Here is a 21543-nt window from a genome sequence, read left to right on the forward strand (position 1 = left end):
GGGTGGACGCCCGATCGGCAGGCACCCTCGAGCTGGAGGACCAGGGCGTGTTCGAGCTCGGCGCCAAGGCACGCAAGCGGATCCTGCCCCGGGTCAACGCCAGCCGGCCGGGCATCCACCAGGTGACGCTGTTCATCACCGACGCCAGCGGCCAGCCGATCGGGGCCTCCACCAGCCTGCAGGTCCGCGCTGCCCAGGTCAGCGGCCTGATCTGGCTCATCCTGGCGGGCGGTGCACTGCTTTTGTTCGGCACGATCGCCCTGCGTCTGGTCAGACGTCTGAGAGCCCGGCGCACCAGCCCGCCCGGAGCAACCGCACTCGAAGCTTCCGCATGAGCGACCAGAAGGTCATCGCCTCGAGCGCCGTCATGGCTGTGGGCACCGCGTTCTCGCGGCTCAGCGGCTTCCTGCGTGGCGCCCTGCTGGTCGCGGCGCTCGGGACGGCACTCCAGGGTGAGCTCTTCACCATCGCCAACACGTTGCCCAACATGATCTACATCCTCGTCGCGGGCGGCGTCTTCAACGCCGTGCTGGTCCCGCAGCTGGTGCGCTCCCAGAAGTCCGACCTCGACGGCGGGGACGCCTACGCCAACCGGGTGATCACGTTGGCCGGACTGTTCCTCGGGGCGGTCACGGTGGTGCTGATCGTCGTCACTCCGCTGGTGATCCGGCTCTTCCTCAGCAGCGAGTACGACGACCCGGATCACGCCGCGCACCTGCAGTCCGTCATCGACCTCACGAGGTTGTGCCTGCCGCAGGTCTTCTTCTACGGCATGTTCGTGCTCGTCGGCCAGATCCTCAACGCGCGCGGCAAGTTCGGGCCGATGATGTGGGCGCCCATCGCCAACAACGTGGTCGCGGTGCTCATGCTCGCCGCCTACCTCCTGCTCTACGGCCGAGCCGGCGAGGCCGAGCAGCAGGAGGCCTTCGCCAGCGGCCAGGAGCTGTTGCTGGGCGTGGGTTCGACGCTGGGGATCGCGCTCCAGCTGCTGATCCTGCTGCCCTACCTCAAGGCTGCCGGCTTCGGCTATCGCCCGCGCTTCGACTTCCGGGACGCGGGTCTGACCCGGACCCTCTCGCTCGGCATGTGGACCGTGCTCTTCGTCGTGGTCAACCAGCTCGCGTACGTCGTCGTCGTCAACCTGGCCTCCAGCGGTCCCGTCAGAGATCCGAGTGGGACCGGGTACGCGGTCTACTCCATGGCGTTCCTGATCCTGATGGTGCCGCACTCGATCGTCACCGTCTCCCTGGCGACAGCCATCCTGCCCACGATCTCCGCCCATGCAGCGGAGAACAGGCTGCGCGAGATGGGAGCATCGGTCGGCTCGACGCTGCGCACCACGCTGTCGGTGATGCTGCCCTTCGCGGCACTCCTGGGGGTGCTGTCCTACGACGTCGCCAACGTGCTGTTCGGCTGGGGGAAGGATCACCAGGCGGCCCGGATCGGGCCGACGCTGACGTTCTTCGCCCCCGGCCTGGTCTTCTTCACCGTCCACTACTTGATGCTGCGCGGGTTCTACGCCCTCGAGCAGACCCGTCGGGTCTTCTTCATCCAGTGTGCGATCTCGGCCACCAACATCGTCCTGGCGATCGTCCTGGTCCACCAGGTGAGTGCCGTCCGGACCGCGCCTGCTCTGGCGCTTGCCTACCTCGGGGCGTACGCCGTGGGCTCGGTCATCAGCTACACCGTGCTGAGCGGCGTGCTCGGTGACCTGCAGACGCCCAGGCTCGTCCGGTTCCTGGTCCGGATGCTCGTTGTCGTGGCCGTTGCCGGTCTGGCAGCGTGGCTGGTGAAGGCCGGCGTGAGCGAGCTGCTCGGTCCTCGCGCCGACGATCCGCATCCACTCGTCTCGGCGGGCCGGGGCGGTCTGGCCGGAGCGGTCGGACTGGTCGTGGTGCTCGTGCTCGCTCGCGCTCTGCGGATCCGGGAGGTCACGTCCCTGACCCACGCAGCCACGTCCCGCCTGCGGCGTCGGCGAGTCCTAGGATGAGTCCGACCAGCGCCGACCCGACCGGGGAGAGGGAGGTTCGCGGTGCCTGACTCCATCCACGCCGGCGACCAGCTCGCCGGCCGCTACCGCCTCGATGACCTGCTCACCGAGAGCGCCGGCGGGCGCTTCTGGCTGGCCCACGACCTGGTGCTGCACCGGCCGGTCGCCGTACACCTCATCGCCAGGACCGACGAGCGGGCCGAGGGTCTGATGGAGGCCGCCCGACGGACGGCGCCCTACCACGACCGGCGGCTGCTGCGCGTGCTCGACGCCGACGAGGCCGACGAGTGCTGCTATGTCGTCAACGAGTGGGGGCAGGGGACCTCGCTCGACAACATGCTGGCCACCAACGGACCCCTGCAGCCCCGACGCGCGGCCTGGGTCACCTCCGAGCTCGCTGACAGCCTGGCGCGGGCCCACGAGGCCGGGCTCCACCACGGCCGGATGGTGCCGGAGAACGTCCTGATCGACCTCAACGGACAGGTCCGGATCATCGGCTTCGCCGTCGACGCGGCACTCCACGGCCTCCCGGCCGGCCGACAGTCCGCCGACCTCGTGGACACCGCCGGGGTCCTCTACGCCGCCCTGACCGGCAAGTGGGCCGGCGTGTCGTCCTCCCACCTGGTCGCGGCGCCGACGGAGCACGGGCAGGTCCTTCGGCCCCGACGGGTGCGCGCCGGCATCCCCCGGCAGCTCGACGACCTGTGCGACCAGGTGATCAACGCGGACGGCGGCCACCACCGGTCGGCGTTCGACCTCACGACGATGACTGGAGTGGCCGAGGCGCTGCGCGAGTTCGTCGGTGACCCTGCGGGTCTGGACAGCGCGGAGTCGTGGCTCGATCACCATGCCGTGACCGTTGCCCCCGCTCCCTGGGCGGTCGACGCGTCGTCACCGCAACCGCCGTCCCCGACGCTCGCAGTCCCGCAGGTGGAGCCGTCGCCCGACTCGACGACCCAGGTCGTGCCCCTGCCGGACACGGCGACCCAGGTGGTGCCCACGCAGGACTCCCCGGCGGAGCCCGAGCCGCGCGCCACACCCGAGCCGCCCCCGCACGTGAGCGACATGCCCACTCAGGCTGGGATCCCGGTCTTCGACGAGAACAACGACGTCGGCTGGATCCAGGCGCGCAGCACCGCCCCGGCCCCGCCGCCGCCCCACGAGGAGACGCAGGCGAAGCCACTGTTCGCACCGGAGCCGGCCGACGGTCAGCCCGTACGCCGACCGCGACCCGGCGCCACGGCCTCGCCGCCGCCGGACTACTGGCCCTGGGAGACCGGCACCGGCATGGGTGGCGGGGTCCCGGCCACGACCGGCGACAACAGCGACCACGTCGTACCGGGACGCAGCTGGTTCCGGCTGGCCATGTCGGTGGCCATCGGGGTACTCCTGCTCGTGGCAGGCGTCGCGGCCTACCAGCTCGGTCTCGGCAGCGGCGACCAGCCCGACGACGAGCCTCCCGCCTCGGCCGAGCCGACGGTGGTGGACCCGACGCCGTTCACCGAGCTCACGGCCATCGACTTCGACCCCCAGGGAGCGGAGCCGCGCGAGGAAAACCCCGAGCTCGTCCCCCTGGCGCTGGACGGCGACCCGGCGACGTCCTGGCAGACCGCCACCTACAAGCAGAACTTCGGACCGGGGGGCCTCAAGGACGGCGTCGGTCTGCTCGTCGATCTAGGGTCGACCCGGGACGTGCGCGAGATCGACGTTGCCACTCTCGGGGGTCCCACCACCCTCTCGGTCTACGTCACCGACGAGGAGCCCACCGGCGTCGCCGAGCTCACGCCCGTCGGCACCGAGTCCGGCAACGGGGGTCTCACCATCAGCCTCGACGAAGCCGTCTCCGGTCGCTACGTCATTGCCTGGTTGACCTCGATCCCGCCGATCGAGGGGGAGTTCCGCGGCGCGATCGCCGAAGTGGCGGTCCTGGGATGACGAGCGCCTCCGACGCCGCACCGACAGGCGCCTCCGACGCCGAGCTCCTCGCCCGGCATGTCCAGGGCGACCCAGACGCCTTCGGGGAGCTCTTCGCCCGACACCGCGACCGGCTGTGGGCGGTCGCCGTGCGCACGATGGGCAACCCCGAGGACGCCGCAGACGGACTGCAGGAGGCGATGATCGCCGCCTTCCGCCGCGCGGGGTCGTTCCGCGGCGACGCCGCAGTGACCACCTGGCTGCACCGAGTGGTGGTCAACGCCTGCCTCGACCGCCTGCGGGCGATGACGGTCCGCCGCGCCGAGGCGTTGCCCGACGACCTCGAGGAGCGCGCGGACCGCGGCTCGCTGGTCAGCTCCACCGATGCCGAGCTCGACCCTGCGGAGCTGGCAGTGGCCGACGAGCGCCGGCGGCTGGTGCTCGAAGCGCTGCGGACCCTCGCCCCCGACCAGCGCGCCGCCCTGGTCCTCGTCGACATGGAGGGCTATCCCGTCGCCGAGGCGGCGGCGATGCTGGGCGTTGCCGAGGGAACCGTGAAGTCCCGCTGCTTCCGGGGACGCGCCAAGCTGGCCCCCCTGCTCGGCCTGCTCGCGCCGCGCTTGACCGAGCCGCCCGACGATGTCTCCTCGGGGAACCCACCGGTCGCCGCGGACGTCCCAATCACGGGCCGGCCACGCGGTTCCCCGCCCACCAACCTGTAACCACGACCGCTGCCCCGTGTCCGTGTCTCTCCCCCTCTCCCACGTTCCATCCCGGCCGCCGAAGGAGGTGCCCGATGTCTGACTCCGACCTGACTCCCGACGAGGATGAGTCCGTGCGTGCACTTCTCGCCTCCGCGAGACACACCGGGCCCACCCCGCCCGAGGTCGTCGCGCGCCTCGACGAGGTCCTGGCCGAGCTCGCCGCTGAGCGTCGCGAGGTGCACGCGCCGGTGGTGACTCTTGCCTCCCGCCGGCGCCGTCGCGCGTCCTCCGCCCTCCTCGCGGCCGCGGCCGTCGTGGTGCTCGGCGTGGGGGTCACGCAGGTCCTGCCCACCGGCAACGAGTCGAGTGACTCGTCGGCGGGTTCAGACTCTGCGTTGATGGAGGACACGACGGCCGCGGGTGGTGCGGAGTCCGACGGCGCCTTCGGAGCCAACGAGCAGGAGGCTCCGACCGAAGACCTGCAGACGCAGCGAGACATTCGGGAGAAGGCCCCCAGCTTCACCGCCGACAGCGACCTGGCCGTCCTCGTCTCAACGGCGCCGCTCCGGCGGCAGGTGCGGGCACTGCGGCCCCGAGCGGCCTTCACCGCCTCCTATGCCGCCAGCCCTGAGTGCCTCGTCGACCGCGAGGAGTCCGAGGACCACGTCGCAGTCACCTACGACGGGACGGCGGGCGTCCTGGTCTACCGCGAGCCCGCCGCAGGCAGGCAGCAGGTGGACCTCTTCCTGTGCGGCGAGGCCGACCCCGTGGAGTCGGTGGAGATCAAGGCCCGTTGACGCCCGCAAGGCGGCCACGCTGCTGTCCTTGATGGAACACCAGGCGCCTACGATCGGTTGCACAGTGCGTACGCCGCCACCCGACCCACAGGAGCCCTGACCCGCCATGTCCGAAGTTCGCAACGTCATCATCATCGGTTCGGGACCCTCGGGCTACACCGCAGCTGTCTACGCTGCGCGGGCCGCGCTCAACCCACTCGTCTTCGAGGGGTCGGTGACTGCCGGCGGCGCCCTGATGACCACCACCGAGGTGGAGAACTTCCCCGGCTTCCGCGACGGCATCATGGGCCCGGCCCTGATGGACGAGATGCGCGCCCAGGCGGAGCGCTTCGGAGCCGAGTTGGTGGCCGACGACATCGTCGAGGTCGACCTCACCGGTGACATCAAGGTCGTCAAGACGGCTACCGACACCTACCAGGCCCGCTCCGTGATCCTCGCGACGGGATCGGGCTACCGCAAGCTCGGCCTGCCGCGCGAGGAGGAGCTGTCGGGCCGCGGTGTGTCCTGGTGTGCGACGTGTGACGGGTTCTTCTTCCGCGAGCAGGCCATCGCCGTCATCGGCGGCGGTGACTCGGCCGTCGAGGAGGCGACCTTCCTGACCCGCTTCGGCTCCAAGGTCTACCTGATCCACCGACGCGACGAGCTGCGCGCCTCCAAGATCATGCAGGAGCGGGCGTTCGCGGACCCCAAGCTGGAGATGGTCTGGAACTCCGAGATCGCCACCATCAACGGCGACGACCGCCTCGAGTCGCTCACGCTGCGTGACACGGTCACCGGCGAGGAGCGCCAGCTCGACGTCACCGGCCTGTTCATCGCGATCGGCCACGACCCACGATCTGAGCTGCTGACCGGTCAGGTCGACCTCGACGACGACGGCTACGTGCTGGTCGACCACCCCTCGACCGCGACCAACCTGCCCGGTGTCTTCGCCGCGGGCGACCTCGTCGACCACATCTACCGCCAGGCCATCACCGCTGCCGGCACCGGCTGCGCGGCCGCGCTCGACGCGGAGCGCTACATCGCCGCCCTCGACCACGCCGCCCTGGTCGACGCCTCGGAGCGCGAGACCGAGGAGATCATCACCGCGACCACAGCGGTCTCGGGCTGAGAGCCGCCCCGCCGACACGGTCCTGAGGGGAACATCCGTCGGTGGGGTGGTGTTGAGTTCTTCGCAGACGTCATCCGATCAACGAAAGGCATCCCGTGGGCAACATCTCCGCAGTCACCGACGCCGAGTTCGAGGCGCAGGTCCTCAAGTCCGACAAGCCCGTCCTCGTCGACTTCTGGGCCGAATGGTGCGGCCCGTGTCGCCAGGTCGCCCCAATCCTCGACGAGATCAACACCGAGCACGGCGAGAAGATCACGTTCTTGAAGATGAACGTCGACGAAAACCCGGTGACGCCGGCCTCCTACCGCGTCACGGGCATCCCGACGATCAACGTCTACCAGGGCGGCGAGGTCGTGAAGTCGATCGTCGGCGCCAAGCCGAAGGCCGCGCTGCTCAAGGAGCTCGCCGACTTCATCTGAGCCCGCACCCACGAGCGCCCCGGTCCGCACGGCGGAGCGGGGCGTTCGTGCGTCTCGGGCCAGGGTTCAGCCGCGGGTGCGGTGCGACGCCTTCGGCGCCGGCTCGGGTGCCGGGCGTACGACGCCCCAGAGCCGTTCCAGCGTGGCCTCGAGTTCGGACTTCCACGAGACGGCCGAGCGCAGGTCCATCCGCATGCGCGGTGTGGTCGTGTGGGCTCGCTGGGTCTTGAAGCCAACCCGGCCCAGGAACTCGGCCGGGATCACACACCCTCTCGACCGGCCACGAGTGTCACCGAAGGCCTCCACGGCGACCACCTCGCGCTGGACGAGGTCGCGGGCCATCCCCTGCACGAGGAGACGGCCGATGCCGCCGCCGCGGGCCGACGGCTCGACGTACACCGTCGTCAGCAGCACGGCGTCGGGGGACGGTGGCGAGGTGGGGATGCCCGCCGAGCCCGGCAGGAAGACCGGCGGGGCATAGATCGCGTGCCCCACGACCTCGCCGTCGACGAGGGCGACGCGGCCGCACGACCCCCACTCGCGGAGCACCCACGAGAGCCAGGCCTCGCGGACCTCGGTCTCCTCGCCCACGGCGAGACGGGAGCGACTGACTGGGTCGGTCGACCAGAACAGGCAGGAGCGGCACGGCTCGTGCACCTGCGCCAGGTGGTCGAGCGTGAGCGGGGCTGTCCGCCGCGTCATGTCCCCATGCTAGGCCCGCGCCTAGCCTGAGAGGATGCACCATGCGCCAGATCCGGCAGAGCAAGAAGCTCCAGGGAGTTCGCTACGACGTCCGCGGCCCGATCCTGGTCGAGGCACAGCGTCTCGAGGCCGAGGGCCACCGCATCCTGAAGCTCAACATCGGCAACACGGCGCCGTTCGGCTTCGAGGCGCCCGAGGCGATCCTCGCCGACATCATCCACCACCTGCCTGACTCGCAGGGCTACAGCGACTCCCAGGGCATCTACTCCGCCCGGACCGCGGTGATGAACTACTACCAGTCGCACGGGCTGCGCGAGGTCAGCGTCGAGGACGTCTTCATCGGCAACGGCGTCTCCGAGCTCATCTCGATGGTGCTGCAGGCCTTCGTCGACGACGGCAACGAGATCCTGGTGCCCGCCCCCGACTACCCGCTCTGGACGGGCGCGATCACGCTCTCGGGAGGTACGGCGGTGCACTACCGCTGCGACGAGGAGAACGGCTGGTCCCCCGACCTCGCAGACATCGAGGCCAAGATCACCGAGAACACCCACGGCCTCGTGATCATCAACCCGAACAACCCCACCGGCGCCGTCTACAGCGCCGACGTCGTCAGGACCCTGATCGACATCGCGCGCCGGCACCAGCTGGTGGTCTTCGCCGACGAGATCTACGAGAAGATCCTGTTCGAGGACGCCCAGCACCACCACGCGGCCACCTTCGCGGGCAGCGACGTGCTGTGCCTGACCTTCAGCGGGCTCTCCAAGGCCTACCGCGTCTGCGGCTACCGGGCCGGCTGGCTGATGATCTCGGGCCCCAAGGAGATCGCCCGCGACTTCCTCGAGGGCCTGACGCTGGTCGCCAACATGCGCATGTGCGCCAATGTGCCCGCTCAGCACGCGATCCAGACCGCCCTGGGCGGCTACCAGTCGGTCGAGGAACTCATCGGGCCGGGCGGGCGCTTCTACGAGCAGTCGATGCTGGCCGACCGGTTGCTCAACGAGATCCCCGGCGTCTCCAACGTGACGCCCCGGGGCGCGCTCTACTGCTTCCCGCGCCTCGATCCGGACGTCTATCCCATCGACGACGACCAGCAGTTCGTCATCGACCTGTTGCGCGCCAAGAAGATCCTGGTCACCCACGGCACCGGGTTCAACTGGTTCGAGCCCGACCACTTCCGCCTGGTGACGCTCCCGGAGGCTGCTGTGCTCGAGGAGGCCATCGATCGCATCGGTGACTTCCTCGCGACGCGGCGGTAGCCCGCTCGTCCGAGACCGCTCTCGCAGCGGGCCCCGGGGGCGCCTAGGCTCCCCGACATGCGTGATCTCACCTACCCTCCGATCATCGTCGCCGCGAAGGCAGGCTTCCGGCTGCTCGGGCAGCGGTTCCAGCTGACCGGCACCAAGCACGTGCCCGAGTCCGGTGGGGTCCTGCTGGCGTACAACCACATCAGCTACGTCGACTTCGTGTACGGCGGGCTGGCCGCCAACCCGTCAGGTCGCCTGGTGCGGTTCATGGCGAAGAGGGAGATCTTCGACCACCCGCTCGCGGGGCCGCTGATGCGCTCGCTGCACCACATCGAGGTCGACCGGGCCTCGGGTGAGCAGTCCCTGGCCACCGCCTTGCACCACCTCGAGTCCGGCGAGGCCGTCGGGATCTTCCCCGAGGCGACCATCTCCCGGTCGATGGAGCTCAAGGACTTCAAGACCGGCACCGTGCGGATCGCCGCCGCGGCCGGGGTGCCGCTGGTGCCGGTGATCATGTGGGGCACCCAACGGATGATGACCAAGGACCACGACCGCGACTTCTCGCGCGGCAAGACGATCTCGATCACGGTGGGCGAGCCGCTCCACCCCACCGGCGACAACGCGGTGGCAGAGACGGCAGAGCTGCACGCGCGGATGTCGCAGATGCTCGACGAGACGATCGCCGCCTACCCGGCCGAGGAGCAACCGCCGGGGAGCTGGTGGGTGCCGGCACGTCTGGGCGGTACGGCGCCCACGCCGGCCGAGGCGGCAGCGCTCGACATGGCCGAGAAGCGCGCCCGAGCGCAACGACGGGCTGCCAAGCGGAGCTGACCAGTTGACGTATCGCTGTGTTGCTTTGTCGACAAAACAACAGATCGCTTTGTCGATGTCGATGTCGGTGCCGTGACGTCCTGTGCTGTGGGCCGGCGGGCCCTGAGGGGGCGACGCGGCCCTGACCGGGCGTGACGGGGCACCATCGGTCCCCTTCGGTCCGGGATCAGACGGGACGGTCGGTCCGGTTGCGCGGGTCCATCATCTCCACGATGCGGCGCAGGTCATCGAGGGAGGCGAACTCGACAGTGATCTTGCCCTTGGCCTTCCCCAGGTCGACCTTGACGCGGGTCTCGAAGCGATCGGAGAGCCGCTCGGCAAGATCCGCCAGTCCGGGGGCGGTGGGTCGGTTGCGCTGCGCCCGGGTGGAAGAGGTCTGCCCCGGACCCAGCGACACGATCTCCTCGAGACCGCGGACGCTGATGCCCTCAGCCGTCACGCGCGCGGCCAGACGGTCCTGGAGATCCGCGTCGTCGATCGTAAGAAGAGCGCGTGCGTGCCCGGCGGACAGCACTCCCGCCGCAACCCGCCGCTGGACAGCTGGCGACAGCTTCAACAGTCGCAGGGTGTTGCTGATCTGGGGTCGTGAGCGGCCGATGCGCTGGGACAGCTCGTCGTGCGTACACCCGAAGTCCTCGAGGAGCTGCCCGTAGGCGGCCGCCTCCTCGAGGGGGTTGAGCTGCGAGCGGTGCAGGTTCTCCAGCAGCGCGTCGCGCAGCATGTCGTTGTCGTCGGTCTCGCGGACGATGGCCGGGATGGTGCTGAGTCCCGCCTGCTGGGAGGCGCGCCACCGACGCTCCCCCATGATCAGCTCGAACTCGTCCGGCCCCGTCCTGCGGACGACCACCGGCTGGAGCAGGCCCACCTCGGTGATGGAGTGGACGAGCTCGGCCAGCGCCTCCTCCTCGAACACCTGCCGCGGCTGACGGGCGTTCGGCCGCACCTGGTCGATCGGGAGCTCGGCGAAGTACGCGCCCGAGACAGCTGCCGGCGAGTCCGCGCTGCCGGCGACGTCCGTCGTCGCTGACGAAGGAGCCGATCCCAGCGCCGACTGGTCGGGGCGGCCGGCCGGCGCCAGCCCTTGCCCTCCAGCCTCGGCCGCCTCCGGAGGTGAAGTGGGGATGAGCGAGCCGAGTCCCCGCCCAAGGCCTCGACGTGGCGGCTTGGCATTGTTCATCTCGGTGCTCCCTTGGTAGCGATCTCTCGGGCTGCCTCGAGATAGCTGAGCGCTCCGGCAGAAGCCGGATCGTAGGTCATGACCGTCTGTCCGTAGGACGGTGCCTCGGAGACCCGCACCGAGCGGGGTACCGCGGTCTTGAGCACCTCGGGGCCGAAGTGCTCGCGCACCTCGGCTGCGACGGCCGCAGCCAGTCGAGTGCGGGCGTCGTACATCGTCAACAAGATGGTGCTGACGACGAGGTCCGGATTGAGGTGCTTGCGGACCATGGCGACGGTCTCGAGCAGCTGGCCCAGCCCTTCCAAGGCGTAGTACTCGGCCTGGATCGGAATGAACATTTCTCGGCCGGCGACGAGGGCGTTCAAGGTCAGCAGTCCCAACGAGGGCGGGCAGTCGATGAGGACGTAGTCGAAGCGTTCGTCTCCAGCCTCGACTGCGGATCCGATCCGACCGTTCGCCGCCAGCGCGCGCTGGAGGCGGCTCTCGCGTGCGACCACGCTCACCAGCTCGATCTCGGCGCCGGCAAGGTCGATCGTCGCCGGGACTACCCACAGTCCGGGCACCTCGTCGCTCGTCGTCATCACATCAGCAAGAGGTTCTCCCTCCACCAACATGTCGTAGGTCGACGGGACTCCTCGGTGGTGTGCGACGCCCAGGGCGGTGGACGCGTTGCCTTGGGGGTCGAGATCGATGACCAGCACACGCAGCCCGAGCTGTGCCAGGGCCGCCGCGACATTGACCGTCGATGTCGTCTTGCCGACACCGCCCTTCTGGTTCGCCACCACAAGCACGCGAGTGTTGTCCGGGCGGGGCGCCTCGCGACCTCGGTGGAGCGCGCCGGTGCGTGCCAGCACCGAGTGCTCGGCGGCGTGGGCCATCGGGGTGGTCTCGTCGTCGAAGCCGGCCGCTCCGAACTCAGCGATCTGTGCCGCGGTGCGGACTGTGAAGGACGATGTTTCACGTGAAACATCGGCCGTTGTCCCTGTTTCACGTGAAACGAGCTGACCCTCAACCTGTGGATGAACGTCACTCTTCTGTGGAGACGCACGCTCACCGTCGCCTGCGACGTCGGTGGAAAACTCGGGGAGACGCGCTGGCCCGGCAGTTCCGTCGGAACGCATGGATTCCTCGGTCACAACTAGGACCTTTCGATCGAGCGGTGGGAAATCATCGTCGGCGGTTTCGGGAGGGATGCGACGCACGAGAGGGGCGCAAACCTACCCGCGAGGGGTCCGCCCAAGCCACCCGCAGCGCATGCGTGCTGTGCACCAGGGCGTCCTGGCCCAGGACGAGGATCTCGGGTTCGCCACACCCCAGCACGCGCAGCGTGGTCCGGGATTCGACGATCTCATCCGCCACCGACGAGCCCTTCATGGCCACCAGCGCCCCATGAGGCGCCACCAGTGGCATCGACCAGCGGAGGAGGCGCTCCAGCGGAGCAACGGCGCGGGAGGTCACCACGTCGAAGCCGTGGCGCTCCTGAACGTCCTCGGCCCGACCGCGCACCACCCTCACATTGGACAAGCCGAGGTGGGCCACCGCCTCGTCTAGGAACGTCGTTCGACGGAGCAACGGCTCCACCAGGGTGATCTGCAGGTCGGGCCGCACGATCGCCAGCACCACACCGGGCAAGCCCGCTCCCGACCCGATGTCGCACACAGACGCGTCGGCCGGGATGGCTTCGGCCAGCACTGCGCAGTTGAGCAGGTGGCGCTCCCACAGACGCGGGGCCTCCCGCGGCCCGATCAGCCCCCGGACGACACCCTCGTGGGCCAGCAAGGCGGCGTACTCCTCGGCGAGCGGAAGACGGGCAGAACCGAACACCCCCCGCGCCGCCTCGGGCGTGGGGGGTGTGGGTTCGGTCGGATCGCTCACAGCCGCGGTTTCACGTGAAACATTCCCGCCGGGTCAGCCCGGCAGGATGACGACGTAACGACGTGGCTCAGCGCCTTCGGACTCCGAGGTGAGGCCTGCGGCAGCGACGGCGTCGTGCACCACCTTGCGCTCGAACGACGACATCGGCTCCAGGGAGACACTCTCGCCCGACTCCTGGACCAGGGCGATCTTCTCCGCTGCCAGCTTCACCAGACGGGTGCGCTGCTCGGCGCGGTGGCCGGAGATGTCGAGCATCAGGCGCGAGCGCTCGCCGGTCTCACGGAAGACGGCCAGACGCGTGAGCTCCTGGAGAGCGTCCAGGACCTCTCCCTTCCCACCCACCAACATGGACAGGTCGGCGCCGACGATCGAGACGGCCGCTCGGTCGCCCTCGACGTCCATGTCCAGGTCGCCGTCGAGGTCCGCGATGTCGAGGAGCTCCTCGAGGTAGTCGGCGGCGATGTCACCCTCGTTCTCCAGGCGCTCGACCTTGGACGGGCGACCCGGCTGCTCACCCGCTGTTGCCTCGTCTGTGGAGTTGAGGTCGTGCGCCACGCCCTCGTCCTCGGTCTGCTCGGTCGTGGTGTCGGTGGACTCAGTCACGTGCCATCTCCTGCTGTCTGCTGCGGATTCGCGGCTGTACCGCGGGGAAAATATGGGGAGAGCTACTTCTTGCTCGGCGGCTTTCGCTTCTGCTGCCGCTGTGCCTTCGTCTGCCGCTTGGGCTGGGTCCGCGGCGCCACGGCCGGTTCCTCGACCTCCGTGGCGACGGCCGCCGTGGACCCGCTCGGCTCGATGCTCAGACCCTTGCGCTCGGCCTTGGCCTTGTCCCGCTCCTGCTTGGCCTTGAACGCCTCGGTGTTGGGGGCCGGGTTGTTGCGGATGACGTAGAACTGCTGACCCATGGTCCACAGGTTCGAGGTGGTCCAGTAGAACAGGACACCGACCGGGAAGGCGATGCCGCCGACGGCGAAGACGACGGGCAGGACGTAGAGCAGCATCTTCTGCTGCTGGGCATAGGGACCGGTCAGGGCATCGGCCGGCATGTTCTTGCTCATCAGCTGCCGCTGCGTCAAGAACGTAGTGGCCGTCATCCCGAGCACGAGGATGGCGGCGAGGACCCGCACCCCCATGTCGTCGGTCTTGAGGAACGTGTCGGAGATCTTCGCTCCGAGGAAGATGGCGTCGCCGAACTGGACGTTCAGCTTCTCGGTCATCAAGCCCTTGGGCTGATGCGGGTTCTTCGCCGCTTGGTCGATCAGGCGGAAGAGCGCCAGGAAGATCGGCATCTGCAAGATGATCGGCAGGCACGAGGCGAACGGGTTGGTGCCGGTCTCCTTGTAGAGCTTCATCGTCTCCTGGGCGAGACGCTCCCGGTCATGGCCGTACTTCTTCTGCAGCTCCTTGACCTTGGGCTGGATCAGCTGCATGTTGCGGCTGGACTTGATCTGCTTGACGAACAGCGGGATCAACGCCATCCGGATCACCAGCGTCAGGCCGATGATCGACAACACCCACGCCACGCCCGATTCCGCACCGAACAGGTTGCCGAAGACCTTGTGGAAGCCCACCAGCACCGCGGAGATGACGAAGTACAGCGGCGCCATGATGAAGCTGCCGATTTCGCCGAAGAAGTTGAGCACTCATGCTCCCTGGGTCGGGGTCGGTCCCGCACTCGTGGTGCGGGATGGAACGGGGTCGTATCCGCCAGCCGCCCACGGGTGGCACCGAGAGAGGCGGCGAGCAGTGAGCCAGGAGCCCCGGACCGCGCCGTACTCGGTCACGGCCTCGAGTGCGTAGGCCGAGCAGGACGGGTGATACCGGCAGACCTGGCCGTAGAGCGGACTGATCAGCGCGCGGTAGGCCTTGAGGAACTGGATCAGCAGGAATCTCACGGGGTCACCTTCGAGGCCACCTCGGAGGTCACCTTGACCAGACAACGCCGCAGGTCGGCGGCGAGTTCCGCGCCGGTGGCGATGGCCGAAGGAGGCAGCGCTCGCACCACGAGCACGGCAGAACCCGGCAACCCCGCCAGGACAGGCAGGTGCTCCCGGGTCAGGTGTCGGAGTCGGCGCTTCACGCGGTTGCGGACCACGGCGTTGCCGACGGCCTTGCTCACCACGAAGCCCACCTGCGCCGGGTCACCCGGCGAGTGGAGGGCGAGGTGGACCACGAGGGTGCGTGACCCGCAGCGACGACCGGATCGGACAGTGACGCGGAAGGCGTCACTGCTGACGAGTCGGTGCGCAGCGGGCAGCACGAGCGTGGTAGCCGCCGGCGCAGTCGTCAGACGGCCAGGCTGTCGCGGCCCTTGCGGCGGCGCGCCGACAGGATCGAGCGGCCGGCGCGGGTGCGCATGCGCAAACGGAAACCGTGCACCTTGTGACGACGGCGGTTGTTCGGCTGGTAGGTGCGCTTGCTCACGAGTTTTCTCCGATACGTTTCTCTTGGCGTTGTCCACTCCACAGCGGGACTTGGTGCACTCGCCGGAGACAATGCAGGTGCACTGACGAAGGCGAGCTGGCTCTTCGGCCGGCACCGCCCACCCACGCGCGCAAACCTCAGGTGTTTGCGGAGTCGTGGACATGCGGCACCCGTCGACACGGAGTGACCGGCCAACGGTACGCGTGAGCGTGAAACATGGTCAAACTCGTGCGCCCCGGGGCACACTCCGCCAGCCTGTGGATGAAGGCTTGCCGCCGCGTTTCTGCCCTTGTTAGGTTGCGCTGGCCGAGGCCGATCGATCGGGTCCCTCGACCGTCCGTCCTGGTCGTGCTCGACCGCTGCTCCCTTGGCAATGATGTGCGCTCTGACCTGCGCCCTTACTGTTCGACTCACCTCTGGGCGGCGCCGACAGTGACCTGGGTCACGGTCCGCGGGCCGGGGTTAACAGACTGTGGACAACTCTGTGGACAGTGCACGGCACAACCAGACGCAGGAAAGGTAGGCCGGTGGACGACCAGGAGAACGACCTCGGGGACGTATGGCGAGCGATCGTCCACGACCTCCAAGCCCACCAGCGAGCGTGGCTGCGTGCCAGCGAGCCGGTCACGCTGCACGAGAGCACGGCCATCATCGCCGTGCCCAACGACTTCACCCGGGGCCAGCTCGAGGGCCGGCTGCGCGCCCAGCTGGAGGACGCGCTGAGCGAGGCCTTCGGTCGGGAGATCCGGATGGCGGTCAGCGTCAACCCGGCGCTGGAGGACGCCTCACCACAGACGTATGTCGATGAGGAGACAAGTCAATCTAATGACATGTCGACAAATACCCTGCGCGACGAGCAGCGATCGCCGTCGGGACTGATCCCGGTGTCCGGGCCAGCACCCGCCAACGACCGGCCGACCGACCCGGACCCGAGCAGCGACCGGCGCACGCACTCAGCGCTGGAGACCCGGCTCAACCCGAAGTACACCTTCGAGACCTTCGTCATCGGCTCGTCCAACCGCTTCCCGCACGCTGCGGCCGTCGCGGTCTCCGAGGCGCCCGGCAAGGCCTACAACCCGCTCCTGGTCTACGGGGAGTCCGGACTCGGCAAGACGCACCTGCTGCACGCGATCGGTCACTACGTGCGCAGCCTCTACACCAATGCCAAGGTCCGCTATGTCTCCAGCGAAGAGTTCACCAACGAGTTCATCAACGCGGTGCGCGACGACCGGCAGGACCGGTTCAAGCGGCGCTACCGCGACGTCGACGTGCTGCTGATCGACGACATCCAGTTCCTGCAGGGAAAGACGCAGACGCAGGAGGAGTTCTTCCACACCTTCAACACCCTCCACAACGCCAACAAGCAGATCGTGCTGACCTCCGACCAGGCACCGAAGAAGCTCGAAGCGCTGGAGGAGAGGTTGCGCAACCGCTTCGAGTGGGGGTTGATCACCGACGTCCAGCCACCCGAGCTCGAGACGCGGATCGCGATCCTGCGCAAGAAGGCGGCCATGGACCGGTTGACCGCGCCACCGGACGTGCTGGAGTTCATCGCCTCCAAGATCCAGACCAACATCCGTGAGCTCGAGGGGGCGCTGATCCGGGTCACGGCCTTCGCCAACCTCAACCGCCAGGACGTGGACATGAGCCTGGCCGAGATCGTGCTGCGCGACCTGATCCCCGAGGGCGCGGAACCCGAGATCACTCCCGGCCTCATCATCGCGCAGACCGCCGCCTACTTCGGCGTCTCGATCGAGGACCTCACCGGCCCCAGCCGCGGCCGGCACCTCGTGATGGCCCGCCAGATCGGCATGTACCTGTGCCGCGAGCTCACCGCGCTGTCGCTGCCCAAGATCGGCGCGCAGTTCGGCAACCGTGACCACACGACGGTGATGTACGCCGACCGCAAGATCCGCCAGCTGCTGGCCGAGCGTCGCGCCGTGTTCAACCAGGTCTCCGAGCTCACCAACCGGGTGAAGATGCACGCGCGTCAAGGCTGAGCCGAAATCTGTGGACGACGTGTGGTTCCGAGCAGCGTGTCGTACACATGGTGTGTGCACGGACCGCCACGTCGCGACACGCGCCCGGGCTGGCTGCACACACGACGCCGTCGTTGCACAGGCTCGTGCACACCCCCTGTGCAGTCCGATTGCGGCGCGTCACCTGCGCAAAGAGGAGTTGTCCACAATTTCCACCGACGCTATGACTACTACGAACCTCTAGCCGGATCGAATGTCAGAAACCTTTGAACGAGCCCCGCTCTGGGGACAGACCTGCCGCTCGGAGTAGTTCGCATGGCAGGATTCGCAATCCGCGGGCACCAGCGCCTGGTGCGCGTCCCACAGATCTGCCCCTGATCGTCCTATGAGGAGTCCGCCGTGAAGTTCCGCGTCGAACGCGACGTCTTCGCCGACGCCGTTGCCTGGGCTGCTCGTAGCCTGCCGGTTCGTCCCAGCTCGCCGGTCCTCGCGGGCCTGCTCATCGAGGCGAGCGACTCTGGCCTGGTGCTGTCCACCTTCGACTACGAGACCTCGGCGCGGGCAGACCTCACCGCCGACGTGAGCGATGAGGGCAGCGCGCTGGTGAGCGGCCGCCTGCTGGCCGACATCTGTCGCAGCCTCCCGGCCAAGCCGATCGAGATCCAGCTGGACGGCCCCCGGGTCTCGCTGACCTGCGGCTCGGCCCGCTTCAGCCTGCAGACCATGCCGGTCGACGACTATCCCAAGCTTCCCCAGATGCCGGCCGCGACGGGGACCGTCTCGAGCAACGACTTCGCCCACGCCGTCGCCCAGGCCGTCACCGCGGCCGGACGCGACGACATGCTGCCGGTCCTGACCGGCGTCAGGATCGAGATCGAGGGCTCGACCATGTCGTTGCTCGCGACCGACCGCTTCCGGCTGTCCCACCGCGAGCTCACCTGGAACCCGCAGACCCCCGACGCCTCCGTGGCCGCCCTGGTGCCGGCCAAGGTGCTGGGCGAGACGGCCAAGTCGCTGACCTCCGGAGCCGAGGTCACCATCGCGTTGAGCTCCGGCTCGGGCGGCGAGGGTCTCATCGGCTTCGAGGGCTCGGGGCTCGGTGGCGTGCGCCGTACGACGACCAGGTTGCTCGACGGCGAGTTCCCCAAGGTGCGATCGCTGTTCCCCAGCGAGCACCTCACGGTCGCCAAGGTCAAGAAGGACGAGCTCGTCGAGACCGTCAAGCGGGTCGCCCTGGTGGCGGAGCGCAACACCGCGGTGCAGCTGAAGTTCGGTGACAACCAGCTCGTGCTCGACGCCGGGACCGGCGACGAGGCCCAGGCCACCGAGGTCATCGAGGCCGAGATCACCGGCGAGGACCTCACCACGGGCTTCAACCCGCAGTTCCTGCTCGACGGCCTCACCGCCCTCGACGGCGAATACATCGACCTGTCATTCACCCAGGCCAGCAAGCCGGTCGTCATCTCGAGCACCGACGCCGGGGACGCAGACTCCTTCCGCTACCTGTTGATGCCGCGTCGCCTGCTCAGCTGATGTCTGGGCGTTAGTGTCACCTCATGGACATCGGACTCGTCGGCCTCGGCAAAATGGGCGGGAACATGCGCGAGCGCATGCGCCGCGATGGTCACACCGTGGTCGGCTACGACCGCAACCCCGAGGTGAGCGACGTCGAGTCGCTCGCGAAGCTGGTCGAGGCGCTGCCGTCGCCGAAGGTCGTCTGGGTGATGGTGCCCGCGGGCGACCCGACCCGGCAGACCGTCGCCGAGCTCGGTGAGCTGCTCTCCGACGGCGACGTCATCGTCGACGGCGGCAACTCCCGCTGGACCGACGACCTCGCCAACGCCGCGGCGCTCAAGGACAAGGGCATCGGCTTCGTCGACTGCGGAGTCTCGGGCGGTGTGTGGGGCCTGGAGAACGGTTACGCCCTGATGTACGGCGGCGACGCGGCTGACATCGAGAAGGTGCAGCCGGCCTTCGACTCGCTGAAGCCCGAGGGTGACTTCGGCGCCGTACACGCCGGAAAGGTCGGCGCCGGGCACTTCTCCAAGATGGTCCACAACGGCATCGAGTACGCGATCATGCAGGCCTACGCCGAGGGCTGGGAGCTCCTGGAGAAGGCGGAGGTGACCGACAACGTCACCGAGGTCTTCCGCTCCTGGCGCGAGGGCACCGTCATCCGCTCGTGGCTGCTCGACCTGATGGTCGCGGCACTGGACGACGACCCGGGCCTGTCGCAGGTCGCCGGCTACGCCGAGGACTCCGGTGAGGGCCGCTGGACCGTGGAGGCCGGCATCGAGAACGCCGTCGCCACCCCCGCGATCACTGCAGCGCTCTACGCCCGCTTCGTCTCCCGCCAGGACGACTCGCCGACCATGAAGGCCGTGGCGGCCATGCGCAACCAGTTCGGCGGGCACGCGGTGAAGACCGCTGCGCCCAGGGGCGGCGACGCTGCGGGCCCTCAGGCCGAGCAGGGCGGTCCGTCCCAGTCGGGCGCAGCCGAGCAGGCCGGCGCCGGCGGCGGGAACGAACCGGCGGAGAGCTAGACCTCTTGCACGTTGCGCACCTGACCCTGCACGACTTCCGTTCCTACACCGACCTCGACGTCGTCCTGGAACCGGGCGCGACTGCCTTCATCGGTCGCAACGGCCAAGGCAAGACCAACCTCATCGAGGCCATCGACTACCTCTCACGGCTCTCGTCGCACCGGGTGGCCTCGGACGCACCGCTCGTCCGGGCGGGTGCCGACCAGGCGATCGTGCGCGCCGCGGTGGTCCGCGACGGGCGTACGGCGATCCTCGAGGTCGAGCTCAACCCGGGCCGCGCCAACCGTGCGCGCATCAACAAGTCACCGCTGCCACGACCGCGGGACCTGATCGGGGTCATGCGCACCGTCGTCTTCGCCCCCGACGACCTCACCCTGGTCAAGGGGGACCCCTCCGACCGGCGCAAGTTCCTCGACGACCTGTTGACCTTGAGGACCCCGCGGCTGGCCGGGGTCCGCTCCGACTACGACCGGATCCTGCGCCAGCGCAACAGCCTGCTGAAGACGGCCGGCTTCGCCCGCGGTGAGTCTCGGGAGACGGCGCTGTCGACCCTCTCGGTCTGGGACCTGCAGCTGGCGAGCGCGGGGGCTCAGCTGCTGGCTGCGCGTCTCAAGCTCGTCGACGACCTGCGGCCCTACGTCGGCAAGGCCTATGAGGCAGTGGCGCGGGGAGCGAGACGGGACGACGCCGAGATCGACTACAAGGCGTCGTTCGACATCGACGGGGTGGACGACCTCGAGGAGGCGCTCCTCGCCGAGCTCGACCGTCGCCGCAAGGACGAGCTGGACCGCGGCGTCTCGCTGGTGGGGCCCCACCGCGACGAGCTGGTCCTGACCCTGGGCAACGGCGACCTCCGGCTGCCGGTGAAGGGCTACGCCTCGCACGGGGAGTCGTGGTCGTTCGCGCTCGCACTGCGGCTCGCGTCCTACGACCTGCTGCGCTCCGACGGCGACGACCCGATCCTCGTGCTCGACGACGTCTTCGCCGAGCTCGACACCGAGCGCCGTGCCCAGCTTGCCGACCTGGTCGCCGGCGCCGAGCAGGTCCTGGTCACCGCGGCTGTCGCCGACGACGTGCCGGAGGCGCTGCGCGGCGTCCGGTTCCTGGTAGCCGACGGGGAGGTCACCCGCGATGAGTGAGGACGAGCCCACCGAGGACGACCAGCGCGGCGCAGTACCCCCGGAGGACGAGGGGGAGCAGCACCACGACGACGGTCTCGACTTCGCCCGGTCCGCCCGGAAGGCGGCGGGGTCCGGTCCGGGGAAGGCGCCCCGCCGCAAGCCGGGCAGCGACCTGTTCCGGCGGCGCGTCGTGCCGAAGTCCTCTGGGGCCCACCCCGATGACCGCGACCCGCAGCTGCTCGACACCGCGATGTCCCGGCTCATCAGCCAGCACGGGTGGGAGCTCGACCTGCGGGTCCAGGCCGTCTTCGGCCGGTGGGCAGAGCTCGTCGGCGACGAGGTCGCCACGCACTGCACCCCGCAGTCCTTCGGCGACACACGCCTCGTCGTACGCACCGACTCCACCGCGTGGGCGACGCAGCTGAAGCTCCTGGCGCCGACGATCGTCAAGCGGCTCAACGAGGAGCTCGGCGACGGGACGGTGACGGCCATCGAGATCCTGGGCCCGCACCTGCCGAACTGGAAGAAGGGCCGCTTCACCAGCCGCGACGGACGGGGCCCTCGCGACACCTACGGTTGAGGGCCGTTCTGCCGATCTGCGCGCCGTCCGGACGTATGGGGACTCCACCGCCCCCCTGTTCGTGCGCCGATTCGGCCTCTCAAGGGCCCCTGAGGGCAAGATTTGTCCACCGGTCCCCCCAAACCCGGCAGGGCA

23 protein-coding genes are annotated in these 21543 nt (G+C 69.0%); 14 read left to right on the forward strand and 9 right to left on the reverse strand.

Annotation, left to right across the window (positions count from 1 at the left end; genetic code table 11):
• The 7 genes from JWN68_RS05420 to trxA all read left to right on the forward strand — a co-directional run.
• A partial coding sequence (locus JWN68_RS05420) for a hypothetical protein (RefSeq protein ID WP_297735812.1) occupies window positions 1-335 on the forward strand: 335 nt, incomplete at its 5' end.
• A complete protein-coding gene (murJ, locus tag JWN68_RS05425; RefSeq protein WP_297735814.1) occupies window positions 332-1990 on the forward strand; it encodes a murein biosynthesis integral membrane protein MurJ in 1659 nt (552 codons plus the stop codon). The genes JWN68_RS05420 and murJ, both read left to right, overlap by 4 nt.
• A gap of 42 nt (window positions 1991-2032) precedes the next feature.
• Complete coding sequence (locus tag JWN68_RS05430; protein ID WP_297735816.1) at window positions 2033-3925, forward strand: hypothetical protein; 1893 nt, start codon at window positions 2033-2035, stop codon at window positions 3923-3925.
• On the forward strand, window positions 3922-4626 hold the full coding sequence (gene sigM, locus JWN68_RS05435; RefSeq protein WP_297735819.1) for an RNA polymerase sigma factor SigM: 705 nt from the start codon (window positions 3922-3924) through the stop codon (window positions 4624-4626). Before JWN68_RS05430 ends, sigM begins: the two co-directional genes overlap by 4 nt.
• 74 nt (window positions 4627-4700) lie before the next feature.
• Entirely contained in the window at window positions 4701-5405 is a 705-nt protein-coding gene (locus tag JWN68_RS05440; RefSeq protein WP_297735821.1) for a hypothetical protein, read from the forward strand.
• A 106-nt stretch (window positions 5406-5511) separates the two neighbouring features.
• Window positions 5512-6513: a thioredoxin-disulfide reductase gene (trxB, locus tag JWN68_RS05445; protein WP_297735823.1), complete on the forward strand. Its 1002-nt coding sequence runs from the start codon at window positions 5512-5514 to the stop codon at window positions 6511-6513.
• A gap of 95 nt (window positions 6514-6608) precedes the next feature.
• Window positions 6609-6932 carry a thioredoxin gene (gene trxA, locus JWN68_RS05450; RefSeq protein WP_297735825.1) on the forward strand — a complete coding sequence of 108 codons (324 nt, stop codon included), beginning with the start codon at window positions 6609-6611 and terminating at the stop codon, window positions 6930-6932.
• A 66-nt stretch (window positions 6933-6998) separates the two neighbouring features.
• Here the strand turns inward: trxA and JWN68_RS05455 are convergent, their stop codons facing one another.
• Window positions 6999-7634, reverse strand: coding sequence for a GNAT family N-acetyltransferase (locus tag JWN68_RS05455; RefSeq protein WP_297735827.1), 636 nt, complete (start codon window positions 7632-7634; stop codon window positions 6999-7001).
• Between the two features lie 41 nt (window positions 7635-7675).
• Here JWN68_RS05455 and JWN68_RS05460 point away from each other — a divergent pair, with 41 nt between their 5' ends.
• Both JWN68_RS05460 and JWN68_RS05465 read left to right on the forward strand, forming a co-directional pair.
• A complete protein-coding gene (locus JWN68_RS05460) occupies window positions 7676-8890 on the forward strand; it encodes a pyridoxal phosphate-dependent aminotransferase (RefSeq protein ID WP_297735829.1) in 1215 nt (404 codons plus the stop codon).
• 57 nt (window positions 8891-8947) lie between these two features.
• Complete coding sequence (locus JWN68_RS05465) at window positions 8948-9709, forward strand: lysophospholipid acyltransferase family protein (protein WP_297735831.1); 762 nt, start codon at window positions 8948-8950, stop codon at window positions 9707-9709.
• A gap of 166 nt (window positions 9710-9875) precedes the next feature.
• On the opposite strand, the gene JWN68_RS05470 is transcribed toward JWN68_RS05465, so the two are convergent.
• The 8 genes from JWN68_RS05470 to rpmH form a co-directional block, all read right to left on the reverse strand.
• Entirely contained in the window at window positions 9876-10886 is a 1011-nt protein-coding gene (locus JWN68_RS05470; protein ID WP_297735833.1) for a ParB/RepB/Spo0J family partition protein, read from the reverse strand.
• Window positions 10883-11764, reverse strand: coding sequence for a ParA family protein (locus JWN68_RS05475; protein WP_297735835.1), 882 nt, complete (start codon window positions 11762-11764; stop codon window positions 10883-10885). Before JWN68_RS05475 ends, JWN68_RS05470 begins: the two co-directional genes overlap by 4 nt.
• A 289-nt stretch (window positions 11765-12053) precedes the next feature.
• A complete protein-coding gene (gene rsmG, locus JWN68_RS05480; protein WP_297735837.1) occupies window positions 12054-12710 on the reverse strand; it encodes a 16S rRNA (guanine(527)-N(7))-methyltransferase RsmG in 657 nt (218 codons plus the stop codon).
• 84 nt (window positions 12711-12794) lie between these two features.
• The gene (locus tag JWN68_RS05485) at window positions 12795-13241 is read right to left on the reverse strand and encodes a R3H domain-containing nucleic acid-binding protein (RefSeq protein ID WP_297735896.1); all 447 of its coding nucleotides are present in this window, start codon (window positions 13239-13241) and stop codon (window positions 12795-12797) included.
• A gap of 185 nt (window positions 13242-13426) precedes the next feature.
• Complete coding sequence (gene yidC, locus JWN68_RS05490; RefSeq protein WP_297735839.1) at window positions 13427-14404, reverse strand: membrane protein insertase YidC; 978 nt, start codon at window positions 14402-14404, stop codon at window positions 13427-13429.
• A complete protein-coding gene (gene yidD / locus JWN68_RS05495; RefSeq protein WP_297735841.1) occupies window positions 14405-14656 on the reverse strand; it encodes a membrane protein insertion efficiency factor YidD in 252 nt (83 codons plus the stop codon).
• On the reverse strand, window positions 14653-15021 hold the full coding sequence (rnpA, locus tag JWN68_RS05500; protein ID WP_297735843.1) for a ribonuclease P protein component: 369 nt from the start codon (window positions 15019-15021) through the stop codon (window positions 14653-14655). Before rnpA ends, yidD begins: the two co-directional genes overlap by 4 nt.
• Window positions 15022-15047: 26 nt before the next feature.
• Complete coding sequence (gene rpmH / locus JWN68_RS05505) at window positions 15048-15185, reverse strand: 50S ribosomal protein L34 (protein WP_297735845.1); 138 nt, start codon at window positions 15183-15185, stop codon at window positions 15048-15050.
• A gap of 569 nt (window positions 15186-15754) precedes the next feature.
• Here rpmH and dnaA point away from each other — a divergent pair.
• The 5 genes from dnaA (at window position 15755) to JWN68_RS05530 (ending at window position 21408) form a co-directional block, all read left to right on the forward strand.
• Window positions 15755-17185: a chromosomal replication initiator protein DnaA gene (gene dnaA, locus JWN68_RS05510; RefSeq protein ID WP_297735899.1), complete on the forward strand. Its 1431-nt coding sequence runs from the start codon at window positions 15755-15757 to the stop codon at window positions 17183-17185.
• A gap of 378 nt (window positions 17186-17563) precedes the next feature.
• On the forward strand, window positions 17564-18697 hold the full coding sequence (dnaN, locus tag JWN68_RS05515; protein WP_297735847.1) for a DNA polymerase III subunit beta: 1134 nt from the start codon (window positions 17564-17566) through the stop codon (window positions 18695-18697).
• A gap of 23 nt (window positions 18698-18720) precedes the next feature.
• Complete coding sequence (gene gnd / locus JWN68_RS05520; protein ID WP_297735850.1) at window positions 18721-19707, forward strand: phosphogluconate dehydrogenase (NAD(+)-dependent, decarboxylating); 987 nt, start codon at window positions 18721-18723, stop codon at window positions 19705-19707.
• Window positions 19708-19712: 5 nt separating this feature from the next.
• Window positions 19713-20846, forward strand: a complete 1134-nt coding sequence (recF, locus tag JWN68_RS05525) for a DNA replication/repair protein RecF (RefSeq protein WP_297735853.1) — start codon at window positions 19713-19715, stop codon at window positions 20844-20846.
• Window positions 20839-21408, forward strand: a complete 570-nt coding sequence (locus JWN68_RS05530) for a DciA family protein (RefSeq protein WP_297735856.1) — start codon at window positions 20839-20841, stop codon at window positions 21406-21408. The genes recF and JWN68_RS05530 overlap by 8 nt, the downstream gene beginning before the upstream one ends.
• Window positions 21409-21543 lie beyond the last annotated feature (135 nt).

The organism is Nocardioides sp. (genome assembly GCF_025964975.1).
GTDB lineage: Bacteria > Actinomycetota > Actinomycetes > Propionibacteriales > Nocardioidaceae > Nocardioides.

Bases quoted from the DNA above. Each gene is read 5' to 3' on its own strand.
- gnd (WP_297735850.1), top strand. From the start codon at position 18,721: ATGGACATCGGACTCGTCGGCCTCGGCAAAATGGGCGGGAACATGCGC.
- sigM (WP_297735819.1), top strand. From the start codon at position 3,922: ATGACGAGCGCCTCCGACGCCGCACCGACAGGCGCCTCCGACGCCGAG.
- JWN68_RS05455 (WP_297735827.1), bottom strand. From the start codon at position 7,634: ATGACGCGGCGGACAGCCCCGCTCACGCTCGACCACCTGGCGCAGGTG.
- JWN68_RS05440 (WP_297735821.1), top strand. From the start codon at position 4,701: ATGTCTGACTCCGACCTGACTCCCGACGAGGATGAGTCCGTGCGTGCA.
- JWN68_RS05460 (WP_297735829.1), top strand. From the start codon at position 7,676: ATGCGCCAGATCCGGCAGAGCAAGAAGCTCCAGGGAGTTCGCTACGAC.
- JWN68_RS05465 (WP_297735831.1), top strand. From the start codon at position 8,948: ATGCGTGATCTCACCTACCCTCCGATCATCGTCGCCGCGAAGGCAGGC.
- JWN68_RS05530 (WP_297735856.1), top strand. From the start codon at position 20,839: ATGAGTGAGGACGAGCCCACCGAGGACGACCAGCGCGGCGCAGTACCC.
- murJ (WP_297735814.1), top strand. From the start codon at position 332: ATGAGCGACCAGAAGGTCATCGCCTCGAGCGCCGTCATGGCTGTGGGC.
- trxB (WP_297735823.1), top strand. From the start codon at position 5,512: ATGTCCGAAGTTCGCAACGTCATCATCATCGGTTCGGGACCCTCGGGC.
- JWN68_RS05470 (WP_297735833.1), bottom strand. From the start codon at position 10,886: ATGAACAATGCCAAGCCGCCACGTCGAGGCCTTGGGCGGGGACTCGGC.
- JWN68_RS05475 (WP_297735835.1), bottom strand. From the start codon at position 11,764: ATGGCCCACGCCGCCGAGCACTCGGTGCTGGCACGCACCGGCGCGCTC.